The sequence below is a fragment of the Pseudomonas sp. Root329 genome (assembly GCF_001424925.1).
Taxonomy (GTDB): domain Bacteria; phylum Pseudomonadota; class Gammaproteobacteria; order Pseudomonadales; family Pseudomonadaceae; genus Aquipseudomonas; species Aquipseudomonas arabinosi.
This window is the reverse complement of the sequence record NZ_LMCV01000011.1, coordinates 17,513-38,433: the sequence shown is the minus strand read 5'-3', so window position 1 is coordinate 38,433 and position 20,921 is coordinate 17,513. Positions and strand designations below refer to the sequence as shown.

The 20,921-nt window shown below is 56.1% G+C and carries 15 protein-coding genes; 11 read left to right on the top strand and 4 right to left on the bottom strand.

All coding sequences use genetic code 11. From position 1 onward, the window contains the following. Position 1 precedes the first annotated feature (1 nt). Together ASC74_RS11240 and ASC74_RS11235 are read left to right on the top strand one after the other, a co-directional pair. Complete coding sequence (locus tag ASC74_RS11240; RefSeq protein ID WP_056741433.1) at positions 2-1,084, top strand: serine/threonine-protein kinase; 1,083 nt, start codon at positions 2-4, stop codon at positions 1,082-1,084. Then, positions 1,081-2,154, top strand: coding sequence for a serine/threonine-protein kinase (locus ASC74_RS11235; protein ID WP_056741432.1), 1,074 nt, complete (start codon positions 1,081-1,083; stop codon positions 2,152-2,154). Before ASC74_RS11240 ends, ASC74_RS11235 begins: the two co-directional genes overlap by 4 nt. 148 nt (positions 2,155-2,302) lie before the next feature. Here ASC74_RS11235 and ASC74_RS11230 read toward each other — a convergent pair whose 3' ends face one another. The 3 genes from ASC74_RS11230 to ASC74_RS11220 all read right to left on the bottom strand — a co-directional run bounded on the left by ASC74_RS11230 (position 2,303) and on the right by ASC74_RS11220 (position 4,798). Next, the gene (locus ASC74_RS11230) at positions 2,303-3,553 is read right to left on the bottom strand and encodes a ribonucleotide-diphosphate reductase subunit beta (RefSeq protein ID WP_008034875.1); all 1,251 of its coding nucleotides are present in this window, start codon (positions 3,551-3,553) and stop codon (positions 2,303-2,305) included. 517 nt (positions 3,554-4,070) lie between these two features. Further along, the gene (locus ASC74_RS11225) at positions 4,071-4,346 is read right to left on the bottom strand and encodes a hypothetical protein (RefSeq protein ID WP_046045455.1); all 276 of its coding nucleotides are present in this window, start codon (positions 4,344-4,346) and stop codon (positions 4,071-4,073) included. 188 nt (positions 4,347-4,534) lie between these two features. After that, on the bottom strand, positions 4,535-4,798 hold the full coding sequence (locus tag ASC74_RS11220; RefSeq protein ID WP_056741431.1) for a DUF2790 domain-containing protein: 264 nt from the start codon (positions 4,796-4,798) through the stop codon (positions 4,535-4,537). Positions 4,799-5,245: 447 nt separating this feature from the next. Between ASC74_RS11220 and acs the strand changes: the two genes are divergently transcribed. The 7 genes from acs to argR all read left to right on the top strand — a co-directional run bounded on the left by acs (position 5,246) and on the right by argR (position 13,181). Beyond that, positions 5,246-7,201 carry an acetate--CoA ligase gene (gene acs / locus ASC74_RS11215; RefSeq protein ID WP_056741430.1) on the top strand — a complete coding sequence of 652 codons (1,956 nt, stop codon included), beginning with the start codon at positions 5,246-5,248 and terminating at the stop codon, positions 7,199-7,201. A gap of 730 nt (positions 7,202-7,931) precedes the next feature. Then, positions 7,932-8,705 carry an ABC transporter substrate-binding protein gene (locus tag ASC74_RS11210; RefSeq protein ID WP_008154331.1) on the top strand — a complete coding sequence of 258 codons (774 nt, stop codon included), beginning with the start codon at positions 7,932-7,934 and terminating at the stop codon, positions 8,703-8,705. A gap of 91 nt (positions 8,706-8,796) precedes the next feature. After that, positions 8,797-9,486, top strand: coding sequence for an ABC transporter permease (locus ASC74_RS11205; RefSeq protein ID WP_008154330.1), 690 nt, complete (start codon positions 8,797-8,799; stop codon positions 9,484-9,486). Next, on the top strand, positions 9,483-10,181 hold the full coding sequence (locus ASC74_RS11200) for an ABC transporter permease (protein ID WP_056741429.1): 699 nt from the start codon (positions 9,483-9,485) through the stop codon (positions 10,179-10,181). Before ASC74_RS11205 ends, ASC74_RS11200 begins: the two co-directional genes overlap by 4 nt. 1 nt (position 10,182) lies before the next feature. Beyond that, entirely contained in the window at positions 10,183-11,295 is a 1,113-nt protein-coding gene (locus ASC74_RS11195) for a M14 family metallopeptidase (protein WP_056741428.1), read from the top strand. 27 nt (positions 11,296-11,322) lie between these two features. Beyond that, positions 11,323-12,087 (top strand): ABC transporter ATP-binding protein, encoded by a 765-nt coding sequence (locus ASC74_RS11190; protein WP_056741427.1) that lies wholly within the window; start codon positions 11,323-11,325, stop codon positions 12,085-12,087. Positions 12,088-12,200: 113 nt separating this feature from the next. Then, entirely contained in the window at positions 12,201-13,181 is a 981-nt protein-coding gene (gene argR, locus ASC74_RS11185; RefSeq protein WP_056741426.1) for a transcriptional regulator ArgR, read from the top strand. 31 nt (positions 13,182-13,212) lie between these two features. Here the strand turns inward: argR and ASC74_RS11180 are convergent, their stop codons facing one another. Continuing rightward, positions 13,213-18,078, bottom strand: coding sequence for a leucine-rich repeat domain-containing protein (locus tag ASC74_RS11180; RefSeq protein ID WP_056741425.1), 4,866 nt, complete (start codon positions 18,076-18,078; stop codon positions 13,213-13,215). A 287-nt stretch (positions 18,079-18,365) separates the two neighbouring features. Here ASC74_RS11180 and ASC74_RS11175 point away from each other — a divergent pair, with 287 nt between their 5' ends. Together ASC74_RS11175 and aruF are read left to right on the top strand one after the other, a co-directional pair. Continuing rightward, a complete protein-coding gene (locus tag ASC74_RS11175) occupies positions 18,366-19,586 on the top strand; it encodes an aspartate aminotransferase family protein (RefSeq protein WP_056741424.1) in 1,221 nt (406 codons plus the stop codon). Between the two features lie 225 nt (positions 19,587-19,811). Continuing rightward, positions 19,812-20,831: an arginine/ornithine succinyltransferase subunit alpha gene (gene aruF, locus ASC74_RS11170; RefSeq protein ID WP_056741423.1), complete on the top strand. Its 1,020-nt coding sequence runs from the start codon at positions 19,812-19,814 to the stop codon at positions 20,829-20,831. Positions 20,832-20,921: the final 90 nt, after the last annotated feature.

The window sequence follows — 20,921 nt, the reverse complement described above, 5'->3', positions numbered from 1 at the left end:
TATGCTTCAACTGCCGGAGCGTTATAAAGAGGTGGGGGATTCTTCTGACGGAGGGATGGGGACGGTAATTTTTTGTGATGATATGGTGCTGGAACGAACTGTCGCAATAAAATTTATCAAAAATAAAGCTGACCATAGACGGATGTTAGATGAGTTGGCGGCATTGATGCAGATTCGTTCGAAACATGTTGTTCAGGTTTACGATTTTTTAGATCTCAATGAGCGTGGATTGGGTATTGTTCAAGAGTGTATAAAAGGCGATGATCTTTTTGAAGCTTTAGAGGGTCGGATTCAGAATACAAGTAATTTCTATAAAGATATTTGGCAGATAGCGTCAGGGATAAGTGATATACACAGTGTAGGAGTTATCCATCGTGATATAAAACCAAATAATATTAAGATTGATCCTGAAGGTGTTTTCAAAATATTCGATTTTGGTTTGGCTAGGAATGATGGTCCAGAGGCATGTACTTTAGGTTTTATTGGAACCCATGGGTTTGCTGCACCAGAGTTATACAAGCCCGCTGCAGAGTTTACAAATGCCGTGGATATATATGCTTTCGGTGCTACTGCGTTATATTTGGGCCTCGGGAAGCTCCCGAAAATACTGCATCATTCATATAGTCGTGTTGAAAACTCGGATTTTTTTTCAAGCCTTCCATTTTTTATAGCTCCGCAATTAGTTGATTTATTAAATCAGTGCTTGCATCCGAATGCTGAGCTTAGACCAAATATGGCAGCGGTGCGCGATGAACTCGCAAAGCATATATTGCATGATACACATCAGGCGTTAGTTGTTTATAAGGGGCAGGCTAAGTATCTGGGGTTTAAGCAGCGTACAATAACGTTGAATTTGAATGAGCGCGGAACTACGAATCAAATTGGAAATGTGACAATTGAGTACGATGGGTTAAGATTCTATGTTACTAAAGTGTCGGGTGAAGTATTTATAAATAATTCACCTGTTCAGGTCGATGGAGAACTACCTGGTAGCTGTGTTGTTGGATTGGGAAACTCACAGCGAGAGAGCTTCAATCGTGCATTTATTACTTTTGATCTTTCGCATCCGGAGATTGTTTTATGAGTGGTCCACATAAGAAAGGAGACGTTATTGGTGGGCGGTATCAGGTATTGGGGTTTGTAGGGCAGGGAGGTATGCAATATGTTTATAAAGCAATCGATACGGTTATGTTGCGTGAGGTCGCTTTAAAGACACCTAAAAATAGTTCAGCCACTAAGCGGTTTAAACGTAGTGCTATTGTTGCAGCTAAAGTGAATCACCATAATGTAGCCAAAACACTAGATTATGTCAGAGAAGGGGATAATAGGTATTTGATTGAGGAGTTTGTTGAGGGGAGTGATTTGCAAGAAGCATTGCTCAACAATAATTCTTTCATTGATCCTTATCTTGCGGCGAGAATTTTCCATTATCTTGCTAAAGGATTAGCTGCTGCTCATCATGCGAACGTTGTGCATAGAGATTTAAAGCCTACTAATATCATGATAGGAGGAGGGTACTCTCTTAGTGAAGTAAAAATCACCGATTTTGGTATCGCTAAGATGGCGGATGAAGAGTTGATTGATGCCGCCGAAGGTGGAGAGTCAACTATGACGACCTCTCAGACTGCGGTTGGTGCGCTGCCGTATATGGCGCCTGAGGCAATTGAAAAACCAAGAGAAGTTGGGCCTCCAGCTGACGTTTGGTCGATAGGCGCAATGATTTTTCAACTCGTCACCGGGCAATTGCCTTTTGGTAGCGGGTTAAAGGCTGTATTAAGAATTCTCCGAGAACCGCCATCTGCTGTTCCAGTATTTGTTTTGGCAAACCCGCAATTCAGTCCTCTTGCCAATGATTTGTTAAGTATTGCAATTGCATGTATGAATAAAGATTCAGCAGCAAGGCCTACTGCAGATGATCTGGTAAGGTCGTGCGGCCGCCTCTGCTATGCAAGAAGTGTTCGTGCAGAAGGGGTTATTAGTGAGTATAACTATAAGGCCTGGGGCTACATCAACTCTGATCGGCCTAGGGTGTTTTTTCATCGGTCGAGTGTTTATGGGCCGAAGCCAATTGTTGATGGTTCAAAAGTCTTGTTTTCTTCTTATTCTGGCGGCGGGGCTGATAGGGCTCACCCAGTGGTCATTCTCAATGACTAGTGATAGTAGGTTTTTAAGTTTTTTTAAGAATTTAGTATAAGCCGTTTATTTCGTATCGAATTTTGTGTGAGTTTTTCCATAAAAAAGCCCTGGGTTCTCAGGGCTTTTTTATATGTCGTGTTTTATAAAATTCTAGGCAGTTATCGAATCAATCCCAGCTAAGCGCACCGCCGGTTTGATACTCAATAACCCGAGTCTCAAAGAAATTCTTCTCTTTCTTCAAGTCCATAATCTCGCTCATCCAAGGGAACGGATTCGTAGTCCCCGGATACTCTTCTTTCAAACCGATCTGCGACAGACGACGGTTAGCGATGAACTTCAGATAGTCTTCCATCATCGCCGCATTCATCCCCAACACCCCACGAGGCATGGTGTCACGCGCGTATTCGATTTCCAGCTGAGTGCCCTGCAGAATCATCTGCGAAGCTTCTTCCTTCATTTCAGCATCCCACAAGTGTGGGTTTTCGATTTTGATCTGGTTGATCACGTCGATGCCGAAGTTCAGGTGCATGGATTCGTCGCGCAGGATGTATTGGAACTGCTCGGCGACGCCGGTCATTTTGTTGCGGCGGCCCATGGAGAGGATCTGGGTGAAGCCGCAGTAGAAGAAGATGCCTTCCAGAACGCAGTAGTAGGCGATCAGGTTGCGCAGCAGTTCTTTGTCGGTTTCGACGGTGCCGGTTTCGAACTTCGGATCGGAGATCGAACGGGTGTATTTGAGGCCCCAGGTGGCTTTTTTCGCGACCGATGGGATCTCGTGGTACATGTTGAAGATCTCGCCTTCATCCATGGCCAACGATTCGATGCAGTACTGGTAGGCGTGGGTGTGGATCGCCTCTTCGAACGCCTGGCGCAGGATGTACTGGCGGCATTCCGGGTTGGTGATCAGGCGGTACACGGCCAGGACCAGGTTGTTGGCAACCAGGGAGTCGGCGGTGGAGAAGAAGCCGAGGTTGCGCATGACGATGCGGCGCTCGTCGTCGGTCAGGCCTTCCGGGTCTTTCCAGAGGGCGATGTCGGCGGTCATGTTGACTTCTTGCGGCATCCAGTGGTTTGCGCAACCGTCCAGGTACTTCTGCCAGGCCCAGTCGTACTTGAAAGGAACGAGCTGGTTGAGGTCGGCGCGGCAGTTGATCATGCGCTTTTCGTCGACAGCCACACGGGCGGAGGCGCCTTCGAGTTCGGCGAGGCCTTCGGCGATGTCGAGGTTGTCCAGGGCAGCTTTTGCACGGGCGATTGCGGCGGAGTCGGACGCGGTTACAGCGCGGGCTTCTTGAGCCGCGACGCCACCAGCGGTGTCGAGGCGGTCCATGTTGGCTTCAGTTGCGTGCCCAGCGTTGGCGCCTTTTACAACGGTTTCGCCGCTGTCTTCTTTGTCGAATTCGTCCCAGCTCAGCATGACGTGTCGTCTCCTGCGTGAGGGCCAGATGCCCGTGTGAAAACTGATAGGTTGGTTTTTCACACGGCCGTACTGGCCGCGTTGGATAGCGTTTTTTGCAGCGGTACACGCAGGCAAATAAACATAATTTTGTACGGGGTTCCGAGAGCCTCTGAGGGGCGCAGAAATCGGTGAAGACTTCGGCGTGGGCTTCAGACTGGCTGTTATCCCTGTAAGGGAATATTGCAGGCCCGTTAAGGCGGCATTATAGGGAAATTTTTGCGGCCGTGGTGGGGCGAATCCGCGCATGGAGCGGTCGAGAAGGAGTGTTTTTCGGTTGGAGCGAGGGTTTACAGGGCTTTGGCTGGATGTCGCGGGTGCAGATTTTTTTTCATAAATTTTGGTGGGCAATTTTTTTGTTCAAAAAATAGCCAGAAAACTGCGTTTTTCACTACATGTTGTGTTTTGAGTCACTTTTCGATGCCCCCAGACACAACTAAGCCCGACCGAAGCCGGGCTGTAAAGTCACGCTTGATGATCAGCTGAGGCGAGCGGCGCCCACGTGATCTGCGCCATCGGCAGCGACTTTGGCAGCGCCGGTGTGATCAAAACCGTCAGAAGCGAGTTTGGCAGCGCCCGTGTGATCGGAACCGTCGGAGGCGAAAGACGCCGAACCGGTATGGTCGTAACCGTCAGAAGCGACAGCCGCTTCAGTGGTGTAAGCAGCCGAGCCAGTGCGGTCGTAGCCGTCAGCGGCGAAGGTGTTAGCGGCCAGGACAGAGAGGGTCAGGGCGAGGATCAATTTGGTTTTCATGAGTGGCTCCAGGTTCGTTGGCGTTTTGTGCCTTGGGTGTGGAATTCATACTAAGGCCAGTTAATTTGATTAAAAAGCGTAAATAAACGCTTAAACTAATCGAGTTAGTCGATATTTAAGGTTCGGCGCTTCATCTGCCTTAAATAGCAGGCAGGTGGGTCGAACCTTGGGAGGGTGAGAGCGGGTGATTAGCCGTTAGAGCAACCGTTACCCATGACGCTGTAACGAAGAATGTGGCGTTGGCCTTTAGAGTCGTCGTATTCCATTTTCGCCGGAACAACTTCACACACATTCGGGATTTCGCTCATGGAGATAACTTTGGCGATGTCCAGGTGAGTGGAGTAAGTGTAATCCTCGATGGCGGGTTGCTGCTGCGCGACATCAGTCGGGACCTCGTCTGCCATGGCGGTTGCGCACAGGCTGCTGAGGGCCAGAACTAATAAAGCTTTCATTTCAGATTTACCTTTTAGAGGTCGAATGGGGTCACGCAACCTTTTTGGGGTTGCGTGTAGAACTTAAGTACTGGTTTTGGATTAACTGCCTTCGTGGGGGCTGCAACTTGGTTAATCACGTTGCCTGGTTGGCGAGGCTGATTTTAGGCGTGGGGTTTACATTCATATAGGCGTGCTTTTGATAAACACCTTTGGCGAATTTCGTAACAATCCTTGTAGGAGCTGCCGAAGGCTGCGATCTTTTGATCTTCAAACGGCCGCCAAGATCAAAAGATCGCAGCCTTCGGCAGCTCCTACAGGGACCCTAAATAGCCGGGTTTGAGCGCCTCATCGGGGTATAGCCACATTTTGTAGGGGCTTGTTACTACCATCGTCGAATGGTTCTATAGGCCCGGCCCGGCTACAACTGGGTCATACAAAAACAACTATTCCACCGAGGTAACAAAGATGAGTGCGGCTTCTCTGTATCCCGTTCGTCCCGAGGTTTTGGCCAACACGCTGACTGACGAGGCGACCTACAAGGCCATGTACCAGCAGTCCGTCGTTAACCCGGACGGCTTCTGGCGCGAGCAAGCCAAGCGCCTCGACTGGATCAAGCCTTTCACCACGGTGAAACAGACTTCTTTCGACGATCACCATGTCGACATCAAATGGTTCGCCGATGGCACCCTGAACGTTTCCTACAACTGCCTCGACCGTCATCTGGCCGAGCGCGGCGATCAAGTCGCGATTATTTGGGAAGGGGATGACCCTGCCGAAAGCCGCAACATCACCTACCGCGAGCTGCACGAACAAGTCTGCAAGTTCGCCAACGCTCTGCGCGGCCAGGATGTGCACCGCGGCGACGTGGTGACTATCTATATGCCGATGATCCCCGAAGCCGTGGTCGCCATGCTGGCGTGTACCCGGATCGGCGCGATTCACTCGGTGGTGTTTGGTGGTTTCTCGCCGGAAGCCCTGGCGGGTCGGATCATCGACTGCAAATCCAAAGTGGTGATCACGGCTGATGAAGGCGTTCGTGCCGGCAAAAAGATTCCACTCAAGACCAACGTCGACGACGCGCTGACCAACCCGGAAACCAGCAGCATCCAGAAAGTCATCGTGTGCAAGCGCACCGGTGGCAACATCAAGTGGAACCAGCATCGCGACATCTGGTACGAAGACCTGATGAAAGTGGCGGGCAGTGTCTGCGCGCCGAAAGAGATGGGTGCTGAAGAAGCGCTGTTCATCCTTTATACCTCCGGCTCGACCGGCAAGCCGAAGGGCGTGCAGCACACCACCGCCGGCTACCTGTTGTACGCGGCGATGACTCACGAGCGCGTGTTCGACTACCGTCCGGGCGAAGTCTACTGGTGCACCGCCGACGTCGGTTGGGTCACCGGCCACAGTTACATCGTCTACGGCCCGCTGGCCAATGGCGCGACCACGCTGCTGTTCGAAGGTGTGCCGAACTATCCGGACATCACCCGGGTGGCGAAAATCGTCGACAAGCACAAGGTCAACATCCTTTACACCGCGCCCACCGCCATCCGCGCGATGATGGCGTCGGGCAAGGCCGCCGTTGAAGGCGCTGATGGCAGCAGCTTGCGTCTGTTGGGTTCGGTCGGTGAGCCGATCAACCCGGAAGCGTGGGATTGGTACTACAAGAACGTCGGCCAATCCCGTTGCCCGATCGTCGACACTTGGTGGCAGACCGAAACCGGCGGCAACATGATGAGCCCGCTGCCGGGTGCGCATGCGCTCAAGCCGGGTTCTGCGGCACGTCCGTTCTTCGGTGTAGTGCCGGCGTTGGTGGACAACCTGGGCAACATCATCGAAGGCGTTGCCGAGGGCAACCTGGTGATTCTCGATTCGTGGCCGGGCCAGGCGCGCACGCTGTATGGCGACCATGACCGTTTCGTCGATACCTACTTCAAGACGTTCCGCGGCATGTACTTCACCGGTGACGGTGCGCGTCGTGACGAAGACGGTTACTACTGGATTACCGGTCGCGTGGATGATGTGCTCAACGTGTCCGGCCACCGCATGGGGACTGCCGAGATTGAAAGCGCGATGGTCGCCCACCCGAAAGTCGCCGAAGCGGCCGTGGTCGGTGTGCCGCACGACATCAAAGGGCAGGGCATCTATGTCTATGTCACGTTGATCGGTGGCGAAGAGCCGAGCGAGCAACTGCGTCTGGAGCTGAAAAACTGGGTCCGTAAAGAGATCGGTCCGATTGCTTCGCCGGATGTCATCCAGTGGGCGCCGGGCCTGCCGAAAACCCGTTCGGGCAAAATCATGCGCCGTATCCTGCGCAAGATTGCTACGGCCGAATACGATGGGTTGGGGGATATCTCCACCCTGGCCGATCCGGGTGTGGTGCAGCACTTGATTGATGAACACAAGATCATGAACGTCGCATAACCCGCCGTTCCTGAGTCATCGAAGCCCCGCCCGGCATTGCGCCTGGCGGGGCTTTTTACTGTCTGATGTTTTTGTGTCGGCAGTCCGGGCCTCTTCGCGAGCAAGTCGAATCGTCGCACCGCCGCTCCCACATTGAATCTGAGTCGGTCACAAATTCAGTGTTCACTGAAGATCAATGTGGGAGCGGCGGTGCGACGATTCGACTTGCTCGCGAAGGCGTCCTGTCAGACACCACATCCACAACGGCCAATAATTATCGGCTTCACTTGTAGGCGCTTTCCCACTGTTACCCGCCACCGTTCAAGTAACTGAATGTGTAACCGCTCGCTCCCATACGGGGCGTGGGGAAACGCAAAGCCCCGTCATCGGGTCTCTTCAGGCCCTGCAACAAATAAGACACAACGCTACGCTTGCCGGATTAGAAGGGTTTGCCAATAATAGGCCCGCAATTTGCAGCATAGATCGGTTCACTGTCTTTTGCTATTGCATGAATTTGCAAGGCTGTCAACGCGCCCAAGCGGCTTTCTCGGTGCTTCTGTAATTAGTTGTCGCATTGAAGAAATATCGGCTTCGGGCCTGTCGTTAGAATGCCGATCACTCGCTCGTTGTTGCTCGCGTTGAAAAAAGCGCGCGATTCCTACAGCGCAGCACCGCTTTGCGGTTCCACTCATTCGCATATTGGGCTGTCGCTCACTCTGCCGTTTTAGCCCTTTACCGATGGAGTCCCAAGATGAAGAAACTCGTGCTGCTTGGCGCCCTGGCACTGTCCGTGCTGTCCCTGCCGACTTTCGCCGATGAAAAGCCTCTGAAAATTGGTATCGAAGCGGCTTACCCTCCGTTCGCTTCCAAAGCGCCGGACGGCAGCATCGTTGGTTTCGACTACGACATCGGCAACGCTCTGTGCGAAGAGATGAAGGTCAAGTGCGTCTGGGTCGAGCAAGAGTTCGACGGTCTGATCCCGGCACTCAAAGTGCGCAAGATCGACGCGATCCTGTCGTCCATGTCGATCACTGAAGACCGCAAGAAGTCCGTGGACTTCACCAACAAGTACTACAACACCCCGGCTCGCCTGGTCATGAAGGCCGGCACTCCAGTCAGCGACAGCCTGGCTGAGCTCAAGGGCAAGAACATCGGCGTGCAACGTGGTTCGATCCACGAGCGTTTCGCCCGCGAAGTGCTGGCCCCGCTGGGTGCCGAGATCAAGCCATACGGCTCGCAAAACGAAATCTACCTCGACGTGGCTGCTGGCCGCCTCGACGGCACCGTGGCAGACGCAACGCTGCTGGATGACGGTTTCCTGAAAACCGACGCCGGCAAAGGGTTTGCCTTCGTTGGCCCGGCCTTCACCGACGTCAAATATTTCGGCGACGGCGTGGGTATCGCGGTTCGCAAGGGTGACGCGCTGAAAGACAAGATCAACACCGCGATCACCGCCATTCGCGAGAACGGCAAGTACAAGCAAATCCAGGACAAGTACTTCGCCTTCGATATCTACGGCAAGTAATACGTCCCGGCGACAAGTCCGAAATGGCGCAAGCAACAGGATCTCTGAGGTTTGCGCCATTTTTTCATCCCCCTTTTCGAGGACCTGAATCATGTTGAAAGGCTACGGGGCTGTCATCCTCGATGGCGCATGGCTGACGCTTCAGCTCGCCTTGTCGTCCATGGTCTTGGCCATTGTTCTGGGTCTGATCGGCGTTGCGCTGCGTCTGTCCCCGATTCGCTGGCTGGCCTGGCTGGGCGACCTGTATTCCACGGTGATCCGCGGTATTCCCGATCTGGTGCTGATCCTGCTGATTTTCTACGGTGGTCAGGACCTGCTCAACCGCGTCGCGCCGATGCTCGGTTTTGACGACTACATCGACCTGAACCCGTTGGCCGCCGGTATCGGCACCCTGGGCTTCATCTTCGGTGCGTACCTGTCCGAAACCTTCCGTGGTGCCTTCATGGCCATCCCGAAAGGTCAGGCAGAAGCCGGTATGGCGTACGGCATGAGCAGTTTTCAGGTGTTCTTCCGGGTGTTGGTGCCGCAGATGATTCGTCTGGCGATTCCGGGTTTCACCAACAACTGGCTGGTACTGACCAAGGCCACCGCGCTGATTTCGGTGGTGGGTCTGCAAGACATGATGTTCAAGGCCAAGCAGGCGGCAGATGCCACCCGCGAGCCTTTCACCTTCTTCCTCGCAGTGGCGGCGATGTACCTGGTGATCACCAGCGTCTCGTTGTTGGCATTGCGTCACCTTGAGAAGCGCTACTCGGTAGGCGTAAGGGCGGCTGATCTATGATCTTCGACTACAACGTCATTTGGGAGGCCCTGCCGCTGTATTTCGGCGGCCTGGTGACCACCCTCAAATTGCTCGCGCTGTCGCTGTTCTTCGGCCTGCTGTGCGCGTTGCCGCTGGGCTTGATGCGCGTCTCGAAAAACGCGGCCGTCAACATGAGCGCCTGGCTCTACACCTACGTGATCCGCGGTACACCGATGCTGGTGCAGCTGTTCTTGATCTACTACGGTCTGGCGCAGTTCGAAGCGGTACGTGAAAGTTTCCTCTGGCCGTGGCTGTCCAGCGCGACGTTCTGTGCGTGCCTGGCCTTTGCGATCAACACCAGCGCCTACACCGCTGAAATCATCGCCGGCAGCCTGCGCGCTACGCCGAATGGTGAGATCGAAGCGGCCAAGGCGATGGGCATGTCGCGCTACAAGTTGTACAAGCGAATTCTGCTGCCGTCGGCTCTGCGCCGGGCGCTGCCGCAATACAGCAACGAAGTGATCATGATGCTGCAGACCACCAGTCTGGCGTCCATCGTGACCCTGATCGACATCACCGGTGCCGCGCGCACGGTCAACGCTCAGTTCTACCTGCCGTTCGAAGCCTACATCACCGCCGGCGTGTTCTACCTGTGCCTGACGTTCATTCTGGTGAAGCTGTTCAAACTGGCCGAGCGCCGCTGGCTGGGCTATCTGGCCCCGCGGAAGCACTGACATGGAACGCATCGATCATTCATTGCCGTGGAGCCACTTGGGCAGCGAACGTCAGATTTCGGTGTTCCGCTTCGGCGCTGGCGAGCGCAAGGCCTACATCCAGGCCAGCCTGCACGCCGATGAATTGCCGGGCATGCGTACGGCTTGGGAGCTGAAAAAGCGCCTGACCGAACTTGAAGCCCAAGGCTTGCTCAACGGTGTGATCGAACTGGTGCCGGTGGCCAATCCACTGGGCCTCGGTCAACTGCTTCAGGGCAATCATCAAGGGCGTTTTGAGGCGGGCAGCGGCAAGAACTTCAACCGGGATTTCGTCGAGCTGAGCGCGCCAGTGGCCGCCGAGCTGGAAGGGCACCTGGGTGATGATCCTCACGCCAATATCCGTCTGATCCGTCAGGCCATGAGCGATGTGCTCGCCGCATTGCCGCCAGCTACAAGTCAGTTGCAAGGCATGCAGCGCATTTTGCTCAGTCATGCCTGCACCGCTGACGTGGTGCTGGATCTGCATTGCGATGCCGAAGCGGCGCTGCACATGTACGCCTTGCCGCAACACTGGCCGCAATGGCGTTCGTTGGCCGCGCACCTGGACGTGAAGGTGGGGCTGCTGGCGGAAGATTCCGGTGGCAGTTCGTTTGATGAAGCGTGTTCGCTGCCGTGGTTGCGTCTGTCGCGTCTGTTTCCTGATGCGCAGATTCCCCTGGCCTGCCTGGCGACTACCATTGAATTAGGCGGTCAGGCCGATACCGGTCGCGCCGAAGCCTGCGCTTACGCCGAAGGCATTTTGGCGTTCCTCGCCGAGCAAGGCTTGATCAGCGGCGAATGGCCAAAACCTGCGCAAGATGCTTGCGAAGGCATGCCGTTCGAAGGCACCGAATTACTGTTCGCGCCACACCCTGGCGTGATCAGTTTCTTGCGTAAACCCGGTGAATGGATTGAAGCCGGCGATGAGATTTTCGAAGTGATCGATCCGTTATCGGATCGGGTCAGCACGGTGTGTGCTGGTACGTCCGGGGTGCTGTTTGCCATTGAACGGCTGCGTTATGCCCAACCCGGTTTCTGGCTGGCCAAGGTGGCGGGGCGCGAAGCGCTGCGTCACGGGCGCTTGCTCAACGACTGACTGACTGTTTTTGTGAGAACCGACCGCATGTACAAACTTGAAGTCCAAGACCTGCATAAACGCTATGGCAGTCACGAAGTGCTCAAGGGCGTGTCCCTGAAAGCGGCGGCTGGCGATGTGATCAGCATCATCGGCTCCAGTGGCTCCGGCAAAAGTACCTTCCTGCGCTGCATCAACCTGCTGGAGCAGCCGCACGCGGGCAAGATTCTGCTCAACAACGAAGAGCTGAAACTGGTTGCCAACAAGGACGGCGCGCTCAAAGCGGCCGACCCGAAGCAGCTGCAACGCATGCGTTCGCGCCTGTCGATGGTGTTCCAGCATTTCAACCTGTGGTCGCACATGACCGCGCTGGAAAACATCATGGAAGCGCCGGTCCACGTGCTCGGCATGTCCAAGGCCGAAGCCCGCGAGAAGGCCGAGCACTACCTGAATAAGGTCGGTGTGGCCCATCGCAAAGATGCTTACCCGGGCCACATGTCCGGCGGCGAGCAGCAGCGTGTGGCGATTGCTCGTGCGCTGGCGATGGAGCCTGAGGTGATGCTGTTCGACGAACCGACGTCGGCACTCGACCCGGAACTGGTCGGCGACGTGCTGAAAGTCATGCAGGCCCTGGCGCTGGAAGGCCGGACCATGGTGGTGGTGACACACGAAATGGGCTTCGCCCGTGAAGTGTCGAACCAGCTGGTGTTCCTGCACAAAGGTGTCGTCGAAGAATGCGGCAACCCGCGTGAGGTGCTGGTCAATCCACAGTCCGAACGCCTGCAACAATTCCTCTCGGGCAGCCTGAAGTAATCGCTCCCGTTACGCACCAAATTAGGTCATGCTGCGCACCGCGCGCCAGATGGTCTAATTTGGTTGCAGCCGCTTTCGGCTTCTAACACTGTTTTCGTTTCGGATTGCCCGCCATGACTGCCCATCGAATTGGTTTCCTGATTTGGCCCAGCACTAAAGCACTGACGCTTGCGCTGGCTGAGGAGGCCTTGCGTGTTGCCCAGCGTGTGCATCCGGACGTTGTCTACGAACTGTCGTTTTTGCAGGCCGAACCGCCGACCGAAGGCGCCTGGCAATTACCGGGTGAGCCGTGGGCCGGGAAGCTCGAAAACTTCCAGAAATTGTTTCTGCTCGCCGATGAGCCACCCATCACACTCGCGCCGGCGCTCAGCAGTGCGCTGAAACAACTGGTGCGTGCTGGCTGCGTGATCGGTGGTTTGTCGGCCGGTGTTTACCCGTTGGCGCAACTGGGTTTGCTCGACGGTTATCGCGCTGCCGTGCATTGGCGCTGGCAGGACGACTTCACCGAACGTTTCCCGAAAGTCATTGCTACCAGCCATCTGTTCGACTGGGATCGCGATCGTCTGACCGCGTGCGGCGGCCTGTCGGTACTCGACTTGCTGCTGGCCGTGCTGGCTCGTGATCACGGCGCCGAACTGGCCGGTGCGGTATCCGAAGAACTGGTGGTCGAGCGCATCCGCGAAGGCGGCGAGCGCCAGCGCATTCCGCTGCAAAACCGCCTGGGTTCCAGTCATCCAAAGCTCACGCAAGCCGTGTTGCTGATGGAAGCCAACATCGAAGAGCCGCTGACCACCGACGAAATCGCCCAGCATGTGTGCGTGTCCCGTCGGCAGCTGGAGCGGATCTTCAAGCAATACCTCAACCGTGTGCCGAGCCAGTATTACCTGGAACTGCGCCTGAACAAGGCCCGGCAGATGTTGATGCAAACCAGCAAGTCGATCATCCAGATCGGCCTGTCGTGTGGCTTCTCCTCGGGGCCGCATTTCTCCAGCGCCTACCGCAACTTCTTCGGCGCCACGCCGCGGGAAGATCGCAACCAGCGGCGCAGCAGCAGCCCGTTCGAATTGTCGTCGGTGCCCTCGGAGCGTGGGTGACAGAGCAACCACGTCATCTGCTGAGGCTGATTTACTCCTCCATGTCGGAGCCTTCAGAAGTCGAGATATCCATCTCACCTCGATTGATCACCTCTTCCACGCCAAAGTCCATGCCCGTCCGTTCGAAGTAATCGATCAGCCGTAGCAGGCTCTCCCCGGAAAACCGATTACCTCGAAAGCTGATGTTTTCAGCGATTCCCACCGGCAGTTCCAGCACGTCGCTGGGGACTTCGGTGATGGCGTTGCCACTGAGGTCGGCCCAGTCCAGCTCTGTCATTTGCAGCAGACCGTGCGGTATTTCGGTGATGCCGGTGTCATTCAGCAGTACGGTCGCGAGCTCCATCATCTGACTCAGGTCAGGCGTTTGCCCCAGGGGGTTGTGGGCCAGATCGAGATAATCGAGCTGTTCCATTCCCGCCAGCGCACTTGCCGATTCCGCTGACAGCGTGACGCGGCATTCAGGGAGCGACAGCGCCCGCAGTTGACCCATCTTGAACACCGCATCGGGAATGTTGCCCAGATTACAGTCGCGCAGTTTGAGTCTTTTGAGTTTGGGGAAAGACACCAGAAAATGCCCGGCGCGGGTCACTCCGTCGGCGCTGCGTAACTCCAGCGATGTCACATGACTGAAGTCGGCGTTCAGGGTAGGCAGGTCACCGTTGATGTAGGATTCGAAAACGAGATCATAGGTGGGCTCCAGCGCCTCATTGAAGTCATCCAGTTCGCTTTCATGCCGCCAGCACTGCTCCAGTGTCTGTTTGAACTGGTCGCGGTTCATGTGCTCGACAAGCTGTTGTTGGGCGGTGAACGGTTCGCCCGTCAACGGGTGTTGGGCCGGAAGGTCGGCGGTCCATGCCGCCAAGTCGTTGCTCAGTTGTGCCAACTCTGCTTCAAGGTTTGTCAGCTCGATCCGGCCGTCTGCCAGTGTGCCTGCCAGTTCATAGACAAACTCGCTCGCCTGTTCAACCTCCAGGTTCGGGTACAGCGCCCTGACTCGGTTGATGTCCGCCTCTGGGGCATAAATACCCAAATCGTATGAGCTGTCGAAGTAGTGATGCTTGATCAGTTGTCGGGCGTTATCCGAAAGCGGATTGTGCGTCAGGTGTATTGCGCGTTTGGCGTACACCGGGCTTTCGAATAATTGCGAAGGCAGCTCACTGATCCTGTTGTGTAGCAGCTTGGCGGTATCAAGTTTGGGGTGGCGAACTACGCTGTCGGGAATGTCGGTCAGGCCGGTACGGCTCAGGTCCAGGTGAACAAGCTCAGGCATGGATTCGACACTGGGCACCATAGTGAACGGGTTCTGGTACAGATCCAGCATGACCAGCTTGTTCAATGAAGACAGTTTCGCCCAGTTGGCGGCATCGAACCTGATTCCGCAATCGCTTAACACCAGCGCATCAAGGTCCGTCATTCGAGGAATGGCCTCGGGGAGGGCGGTCAGGGAAAAGCGTTTTAAATCGAGGCGGCGCAAGCTGGTGAAGCGCTGAAGAAACTCGGGAACACCCTGCACAGCATGATTCCCTTCAAGGGACAGCAATGACACATGGGGGAAATCGGCCGTCAGCGTGGGTAGATCGCCAAGAATCGGCTCGGAAAATCTGAGTGCATAGCGTGGCGTGTCATCCGGGCCATTGAAGTCCCGCTCTGATTGTCGACGCCAGGTTCGCTGGATTTCCTGGGCCAGCAGCCTGCGATTGTGTCGAGCGGCCTGTCGTTCCAATTCGCTCAGGGGGACTCGAGTTTGCGGGTGAGCAGTGGGCGAGTCATTTATCCAGGTGTTCAGGTCCTGATTCAGTCGCGAGAGTTCGCTGGACAGGCGTGAGAGCTCCATGCGAGCGCCATCGGGATGTGTTTGTAACTGGAGAACAACAGACTGGAGTTGCTCCTCGGAAAGGCTGGGGTAAACCTCGCGAACACGGTCGGTGAGGGACGGCGTCGGGAAGTAACTGCGTCGGTATCCATCCGAGCCGCCAGGCAAGCGCATGGTCGTCGGATCGTAGAACGGTTTTCGATTGGGATTTTTTGCAAACAGCTTGCGTAGTGCCGGTTGGTTCAGTGCATGTTCGGCGATGTGTAGTCTGAGTGCCTGAGCATTTGCGATCGATGGGCTCAACGCGTTGCGCTGTGCTTGCGGCAGCGCCTGAAAAAGGCACTGATAAAAATCACCGGGCGCCGATTCGCTGTCTTGATATACCTGGTAAGTACCAACTTCAGCGCGTACCAGTGTTTTCACAGTCGGTGCATTGAGCTGGCCAATGCTGTCGCGCACACGTCCGTCATGGGCGTAATCCCTCACTTCAATACGTAGCTCGGCGGGAAAACCGGGCAGCGAATTCAGGCTTTGCAAGGCCAGTCGGTGGGTGTCGGTGTTGTCCAGAGCGTCGGAATAAAGGCCTTCACAGGCTCGGGCTGCGCGTACGGCCTCCATGGCTTTTAGTGCTGCTTCCTTGAGCCGTTGGGGCGCGCGACCGTTGTGCAGCTGACGTAACTCGGTCCCGGTTGCATTGCTCACCAGCTCTTGCGCGACATCGGTCGGCAATCCATGCACGTCGTCGAGCAATCGCTGGACCTGCACGTTGTCGGTTTTCTCCTGCGCGCGATAGCGTGTATCGAACAGCGATTTGTGATGCTTCAGGGCAAGTTCGGCCGTTTGTTTTCTGAAGGCTTTCGTTTGGGTTTCCGGTGCCGGCATTGGCGTGTCGACAGGCCAATCGTCGTAGCCGGTCAGTAATTGATGTTGCAGGATCAGATCGGCCTTGCGATAGCGCTCGGGCTGCTCGCTGCCGATCTGTTCGATAAAAGTTTCAATGTCCCGGTTGATCCTGAAACGCTTGATCGTGTCTGTCAGCAGCGAAGGCGGACGATAATGTTCGACATGCATTTCGCGCACTACGTCGTCGTGGTAACCGCTGACCCGCAAGATCTGTTCGCGCTCAACGCTGCTGAATGACTCGACGCTATGGCCGAGGCGACGCATGACTTTTTCCCGGTCCCAGTTCAGCGGTTGCTCCAGTTCTGTGTGCCAGGCGCCGTGGTTGTTATGCAGCAGAGGCGGCTGATAAGCATCAGTTCGGTTCGGATGCTTAATCTGAAACGTGCCTGGCACGCGGTCGGGCTTCACGGCATACAGTTTTTCCTCCAGTGGCAGCAGCGTCTTGCCCTCGTATTGATAGAGGCCGAGATGATCGGGTTTTGCTCCTTCGGGCAAAATGAGTGCTTGTTCGTAAGGCTTGAGATCCGGCTTCCAGTAGCGGATTTTTCCTTTGGGCGTTGTGACGGGTTTGAGTGGGTCGACAAGCGCAATAGCTTCACGAGAGAGCAGGCGGCTGAGGGTCCGGGCAGCGATGGCGCCGCCCACCGCAAATGTCCCCACCTGAACCACCGTTTCGACGAACGTCATCAGATGCCCGAACGCTTCTGTTTTCAGCCCTTCAGCCAGGTCCACTATGCCTTCGAAGGTTTCGTCGAGTAACTGGTAGGCCATGTAGCCCAGCATCAATTCGCCGAGAAACGGGACGAAAGGCAACGCAACGAACGTCGCGATTTCAAGGATTGTCGAGGCCACTTTGCTGAAGGCATTCCACAATGCCCATCGCGCGTTGCTGTCGGCAGTGGCGGTGGAGACGGCGAGTGTGCTTGCATCGTTGAGGATCTTGTTCAGCTGTCGCTGATAGAGATGGTTCCACAGGTCCGCTCTGAACGGGGTCGCCGAAAAGCGCAAATCAGGCTTGTCGACGGGCGTTTCGCGCCAGCTCGGCAGTGGGTCGCCCTGTCGGTGTTGATGCCAGGTCACGCGCTGGAGGCGACGGTTGAGGTCCGCGAAAAAATGTCCTCTTTCCTTGTGGTCGACGAAGCGACTGAAGAACGTTTGATAAGCGGGCGAGCGCAGTTTGCGGGTCAGCTCGGCCATGAACGCCAATGTGTTCGGGTATTCCTTGAGAGGATGCTCTGGATCATCGGGAATGTAGGCAATGATCCGTGTTGCCGTGCGTGCGCGTTCCAGGCTCGCCGCGAAAATGACAATGCCGGTCAGCGAGGAGGACATCATTGTCAGGTCGTGACCCTGCAGCGGCTGCCCATCCAGTCGAACACCCGAACGCCCTTCCAGAATGCGCTGGATCGAGAGATGGGCATCCGCTGGAATATCCTTTCGGATTTGTGCCATCTGCAGCGCAGATTTGAGTGCTGTTTTGTGCGAGCCGATCACCTTCGGTTTCAACACCGCGCCGGCCACCGGGTTGGAGAGCCCCAGATTGTCTTTGAGGTAAACGTTGTACCGGGCACCGATATCCAGTTCCCGGCATAACCGGGCAAAGGCCGGGATAGTGAGCTTTTGCTTGACCGCCGGCAGCGTATCGAACTGCCCTGTGGGCGAAGGTTTGGTGATGAACGTCGAGGCTGACTCGTAAGCCCCTGCCGCTGTTTCCGATTCCTGAAAGTTATGCAGGACGGCGTCGAGCATCGACACGGTCCACGTGCGCGCGGCGCCAGTCTTGATTCCGAAAAGCGGCACGGTTTGAGGGATGTACAGGCGCAGGAAGGTAGTTTTGACGTCCAGATCCAGGTTGAATCGGGTTTTCAGGGCGTCCCTCAGCAGCGGTTCGGCAAAGGCTTGTGCGCTTTGCAGCTTCGACAGCATTGAGTCCAGACGATTTCGATGAGTCCAGTGTTCCTGACTGATCTTTTTCAGCGACTGGTGCTGCAGCGGTGTTGCGGTGCCATGCCAGTGCGGCGTCATAAGCGTGGCGTTCTTGAGAGCTCGGTGTGTACTGGACGATGCTTCTAATACCCAGACTGGCAGATTGTTGAACAGGTGATGGTAGTGATCGTCCGGTTGCGTAGCGGATTCACTGCCTCCAGTAGTGGAAAGGCGATCGTTCTCGTATCGGCTCATGCGCTATTCCCTTAGCGTTTTGAATGAGCCGCCAGCAAAACAGACGATGATCGGTTCCGTGCGGTACATATTTACCGCACCGCTCGACAACCCTGCCTATAACCTGTGCCGGCAGTTTAAACTGCGCCTTTGCGACGCTATATGTCGCATTGCCGTAAACCCGGCTGAAACCGGGGTTTGCGCTATAAGAAGTTGTCGCTTGGCGGCAAGGCCGGGCTGAAAACTGTCCTTACAATCCCCCCATCGCTCGCCAGTTTCAGGCGGGTGTTCCTCATCAGGAGACTCCGATGTCCGTTGAGCACGCTGCGGTACAACGCGCCGATTTCGACCAGGTAATGGTTCCCAACTACGCGCCTGCCGCTTTCATTCCTGTTCGTGGCGCCGGCTCCCGCGTCTGGGACCAGTCTGGCCGCGAGCTGATCGACTTCGCCGGCGGGATTGCCGTTAACGTATTGGGCCATGCGCACCCGGCGCTGGTCGCTGCCTTGACCGAGCAGGCGAACAAGCTGTGGCACGTGTCCAACGTCTTCACCAATGAGCCGGCCTTGCGCCTGGCCCATAAGCTGGTCGACGCCACGTTTGCCGATCGCGCGTTCTTCTGCAACTCCGGCGCCGAAGCCAACGAGGCCGCCTTCAAGCTGGCCCGTCGCGTCGGTTTCGATCGTTTCGGCAGCGAGAAGTACGAAATCATCGCCGCGCTCAACAGCTTCCACGGTCGTACACTGTTCACCGTGAACGTCGGTGGCCAGTCGAAGTATTCCGATGGCTTCGGTCCGAAGATCACCGGTATCACCCACGTGCCGTACAACGATCTGGCTGCGCTGAAAGCCGCTATTTCCGACAAGACGTGCGCTGTGGTTCTGGAACCGATCCAGGGCGAGAGCGGCGTGATCCCGGCCGAACTCGAGTACCTGCAAGGCGCCCGTGAACTGTGCACCGCACACAACGCGCTGCTAATTTTCGACGAAGTGCAAACCGGTATGGGCCGCAGCGGCAAGCTGTTCGCCTACCAGCATTACGGCGTGACCCCGGACATCCTGACCAGCGCCAAGAGCCTGGGCGGTGGTTTCCCGATCGCCGCGATGCTGACCACCGAAGACCTGGCCAAACACCTGGTCGTCGGCACTCACGGCACCACTTACGGCGGCAATCCGCTGGCGTGTGCTGTCGCTGAAGCCGTGATCGACATCGTTAATACCCCTGAAGTGCTGGCCGGCGTCAACGCCAAGCACGAAAAGTTCAAGGCTCGCCTGGAGCAGATCGGCGAGAAGTACGGCCTGTTCACTCAGGTCCGTGGTATGGGCCTGTTGATCGGTTGCGTGCTGAACGATGCCTGGAAAGGCAAGGCCAAGGACATCTTCAACGCCGCTGAAAAAGAAGGCCTGATGATTCTGCAAGCCGGCCCGGACGTGGTTCGTTTCGCGCCAAGCCTGGTGGTTGAAGACGCTGATATCGATGCCGGTCTGGATCGTTTCGAGCGCGCCGCGGCGAAACTGACTCAAGCCTGATAGTTAATTCGACGCCTGACTTTCAGGTGTCGAACCCAATTTTTATGCCGGGCCAGATTCAATGTGGGAGCGAGCTTGCTCGCGATAGCTATCTGACAGTCGACATTGATGGCGACTGGCAGGGCCTCATCGCGAGCAAGCTCGCTCCCACAGTTGACTCTGAGTGGTTTCAGGACTGGCCCGGTTATTTTTCCTCAAAGAGTTTTTCGAGAAAGGAGTGACACCATGCTGGTGATGCGCCCCGCGCAAATGGCTGATCTGGGCGAGGTACAGCGTCTGGCTGCGGACAGCCCGATTGGTGTCACTTCCTTACCGGATGACGTTGAACGCCTGAGCGACAAGATCGCAGCAAGCGAAGCCTCGTTCTCCGCCGAAGTCAGCTTCAACGGTGAAGAGAGCTATTTCTTCGTCCTCGAAGACACCGCCACCGGCAAACTGGTGGGCTGTTCGGCCATCGTTGCGTCGGCCGGTTATTCCGAGCCGTTCTACAGCTTCCGTAATGAAACCTTTGTGCACGCTTCCCGCGAGCTGAAAATTCACAACAAGATCCACGTGCTCTCCCAGTGCCACGACCTGACCGGCAACAGCTTGCTGACCAGTTTCTACGTGCTGCCGGAGCTGGTGGGGTCGGCCTGGTCGGAACTCAACTCCCGTGGTCGCTTGCTGTTCGTGGCCAGCCATCCGGAGCGTTTTGCCGATTCTGTGGTGACCGAGATCGTCGGTTACAGCGATGAAAATGGTGATTCGCCATTCTGGGATGCCATCGGTCGTAATTTCTTCGACCTCAACTACGCCGCTGCCGAGCGTCTGTGCGGTCTGAAGAGCCGGACGTTCCTGGCCGAACTGATGCCGCATTACCCGATCTATGTGCCGCTGCTGCCGGACTCCGCTCAAGAGGCGATGGGCCAGGTGCACCCACGGGCGCAGATCACCTTCGACATCCTGATGCGCGAAGGCTTCGAGACCGATCACTACATCGACATTTTCGACGGTGGGCCGACTCTGCACGCCCGTGTATCGGGGATCCGTTCGATCGCCCAGAGCCGAGTAGTCCCGGTGAAAATCGGTGAGCCGGTCAAAGGCGCCGGTCGCCAGTACCTGGTGGCCAACGCCCAGTTGCAGGATTACCGCGCCGTTTTGCTTGAGCTCGATTACGCGCCGGGCAAACCCGTGACTCTGGATCTTGAAGCGGCCGAAGCCCTGGGTGTCGGTGAAGGTGCCAGCGTGCGCCTGGTGGCGGTTTAACGCCTGCTGCTACGCCTGGAAAGATTGCTTGGAAAGAATGCCTAAAAAGCAGCGAGTTTCACGGGTGGCGCAAGCGGCCCGTTTGAGGAG

What these genes read in the sequence shown, in the direction of transcription:
- ASC74_RS11240 (WP_056741433.1), top strand. Translation starts at nt 2, where the DNA reads ATGCTTCAACTGCCGGAGCGTTATAAAGAGGTGGGGGATTCTTCTGAC.
- ASC74_RS11235 (WP_056741432.1), top strand. Translation starts at nt 1,081, where the DNA reads ATGAGTGGTCCACATAAGAAAGGAGACGTTATTGGTGGGCGGTATCAG.
- ASC74_RS11230 (WP_008034875.1), bottom strand. Translation starts at nt 3,553, where the DNA reads ATGCTGAGCTGGGACGAATTCGACAAAGAAGACAGCGGCGAAACCGTT.
- ASC74_RS11225 (WP_046045455.1), bottom strand. Translation starts at nt 4,346, where the DNA reads ATGAAAACCAAATTGATCCTCGCCCTGACCCTCTCTGTCCTGGCCGCT.
- ASC74_RS11220 (WP_056741431.1), bottom strand. Translation starts at nt 4,798, where the DNA reads ATGAAAGCTTTATTAGTTCTGGCCCTCAGCAGCCTGTGCGCAACCGCC.
- acs (WP_056741430.1), top strand. Translation starts at nt 5,246, where the DNA reads ATGAGTGCGGCTTCTCTGTATCCCGTTCGTCCCGAGGTTTTGGCCAAC.
- ASC74_RS11210 (WP_008154331.1), top strand. Translation starts at nt 7,932, where the DNA reads ATGAAGAAACTCGTGCTGCTTGGCGCCCTGGCACTGTCCGTGCTGTCC.
- ASC74_RS11205 (WP_008154330.1), top strand. Translation starts at nt 8,797, where the DNA reads ATGTTGAAAGGCTACGGGGCTGTCATCCTCGATGGCGCATGGCTGACG.
- ASC74_RS11200 (WP_056741429.1), top strand. Translation starts at nt 9,483, where the DNA reads ATGATCTTCGACTACAACGTCATTTGGGAGGCCCTGCCGCTGTATTTC.
- ASC74_RS11195 (WP_056741428.1), top strand. Translation starts at nt 10,183, where the DNA reads ATGGAACGCATCGATCATTCATTGCCGTGGAGCCACTTGGGCAGCGAA.
- ASC74_RS11190 (WP_056741427.1), top strand. Translation starts at nt 11,323, where the DNA reads ATGTACAAACTTGAAGTCCAAGACCTGCATAAACGCTATGGCAGTCAC.
- argR (WP_056741426.1), top strand. Translation starts at nt 12,201, where the DNA reads ATGACTGCCCATCGAATTGGTTTCCTGATTTGGCCCAGCACTAAAGCA.
- ASC74_RS11180 (WP_056741425.1), bottom strand. Translation starts at nt 18,078, where the DNA reads ATGAGCCGATACGAGAACGATCGCCTTTCCACTACTGGAGGCAGTGAA.
- ASC74_RS11175 (WP_056741424.1), top strand. Translation starts at nt 18,366, where the DNA reads ATGTCCGTTGAGCACGCTGCGGTACAACGCGCCGATTTCGACCAGGTA.
- aruF (WP_056741423.1), top strand. Translation starts at nt 19,812, where the DNA reads ATGCTGGTGATGCGCCCCGCGCAAATGGCTGATCTGGGCGAGGTACAG.